Raw genomic sequence first — 1,860 nt, 5'->3', positions numbered from 1 at the left:
GTCTATGGCTATGAGGTCGACGGGCTCGATTTCGAAATACGCGGCGGCCTGCCGTACCCGACTGAAGAGAGCGGCGCGCCGGACGGCTTGCAGGTGCTGGCCGTCGGCCTGGCGAGCCAGGTCGAGGAAAGCGCCGACATTCCGATCGAAGACCAGTTCCTCACCGACGAGGACGGCCGCTTCACCGCCGAGACTTTGTTCGGCGAGGCCAGCGACGCCAATCTCGACAAGGTCAAGCGCGGCAACGGCATGATCGTCAATTTCCCGCGCGGCAAGGGCGAAGTCTTCCACGCCGGAAGCTGCGAATGGGTCGCCGGCCTGCTAAGGCAGGACGCGATGGTCGAACGCGTCACCAAGAATGTTCTCGACCGCTATCTCGGAAAGTCCTGACATGCCGACACCGGAAGTGCAGCCCTCGCCTGAAGCCGAAGCGCGGCCGCCGTCGCATTTGTTCTATCTCTCCAGCCTGCGCCGGCCACTCGTCGACCGCGCCGAGGGCATCTATTTCTGGACCAAGGACGGCCGCCGCTTCATCGACGGTTCAAGCGGACCGATGGTCGCCAATATCGGCCATTCCAACCGCAACGTGCTCGACGCCATGAAGCGGCAGATGGACAAGACCACCTTCGCCTATCGGCTTCATTTCGAGAACGAACCGGCGGAAGAACTGGCGCGGGCACTGGCTCACAAGCTGCCCGAAGGCATGGACCGCATCTTCTTCGTCTCGGGCGGCTCGGAAGCGACCGAATCCTGCATCAAACTCGCCCGGCAATGGGCGGTCGCCACCGGGCAGCCGAAGCGCTGGAAGGTGATCACCCGCTTCCCGTCCTATCACGGTGGCACGCTGGGTTCGCTCGCCATCACCGGCGACGACGCGCTTGCCGAGACTTTTACGCCGTTGATGCGGGTGATGCCGACGGTGCCGGCGCCGGCCGCCTGGCGCGATCGCGACAACCTCTCGATGGAGCAGCGCGGCATCCGTTATGCCGACATGCTCGAAGACAAGATACAGGCCGAGGGCCCGGAAAGCGTGCTCGCCTTCATCATGGAACCCGTCGGCGGCGCGGCAACGGCAGCCCTTGTCGCGCCCGACAGCTACTATGCGCGCATCCGCGAGATATGCGACCGCTACGGCATCCTGCTCATCCATGACGAGGTGATGAGCGGTGCCGGCCGCACCGGTAAATTTTTGGGCGGCGACCATTGGAACTGCAAGCCGGACATCGTCGCGCTGTCAAAAGGGCTGGGCTCCGGCTATGCGCCGCTCGGCGCGCTGGCGGCTCCCATGCGACTGGTCGAGCCGCTGCTCGCCTCCGGCGGCTTCCAGCACGGCCACACCTATGCTGGCAATCCGCTTGCCTGTGCGGCCGGCCTTGCGGTGCTGAGCGAAATGGACCGGCTCGATCTCATCGCCAACGCCGCCACCATGGGGGATGTGCTGATCGCAGAGTTGAAGGCGTTGCAGAAGCGTTTCCCTTTCATCGCCGACGTGCGCGGCAAGGGCTTGCTGCTCGGCGCCGAGATGGTCGCCGATCCGGAGGCGCTGACGCCGATCGCGCCGGCGAAAAAGGCAACGCAGCGCCTGCTCGACCACGCCTATGCGCGCGGCCTGATCATCTATGGCCGCAAGGTCAAGGGCGGCGTCGACGGCGACAATTTCATGGTGGCGCCGCCGATGATCATCACGCGCGAGCAGATCGGCGAGATGATCGCCATCATCGGCGACTCGCTCGAGGCGCTGGCGGAGGAACTCGATCTGCCGGCTGCAGGCTGAGGGTGAAATGGCGCTTTGAGACGTCCTGAGATGTCCGCGATCCTCCGCACCCGCCTCTGGCCTGCCGGCCATCTCCCCCGCAAGGG

Annotated in this window: 1 protein-coding gene and 1 pseudogene; both read left to right on the top strand. The window is 65.1% G+C overall.

The genetic code is table 11. From position 1 onward, the window contains the following. A pseudogene (locus EOA75_RS32400) lies at positions 1 to 390 on the top strand (hypothetical protein); the annotation flags it as partial. A gap of 1 nt (position 391) precedes the next feature. Further along, on the top strand, positions 392 to 1,774 hold the full coding sequence (locus EOA75_RS32395) for an aspartate aminotransferase family protein (protein ID WP_127326103.1): 1,383 nt from the start codon (positions 392 to 394) through the stop codon (positions 1,772 to 1,774). The last annotated feature ends 86 nt before the right edge of the window (positions 1,775 to 1,860 follow it).

It is taken from the genome of Mesorhizobium sp. M1A.F.Ca.IN.022.07.1.1 (genome assembly GCF_003997575.1).
GTDB lineage: Bacteria > Pseudomonadota > Alphaproteobacteria > Rhizobiales > Rhizobiaceae > Mesorhizobium.
The sequence above is the reverse complement of the archived record's forward strand: the minus strand, read 5'-3'. Positions and strand labels throughout refer to the sequence as shown.

Excerpts from the sequence above, each read along its gene's own strand:
- EOA75_RS32395 (WP_127326103.1), top strand. The coding sequence starts at position 392 with ATGCCGACACCGGAAGTGCAGCCCTCGCCTGAAGCCGAAGCGCGGCCG.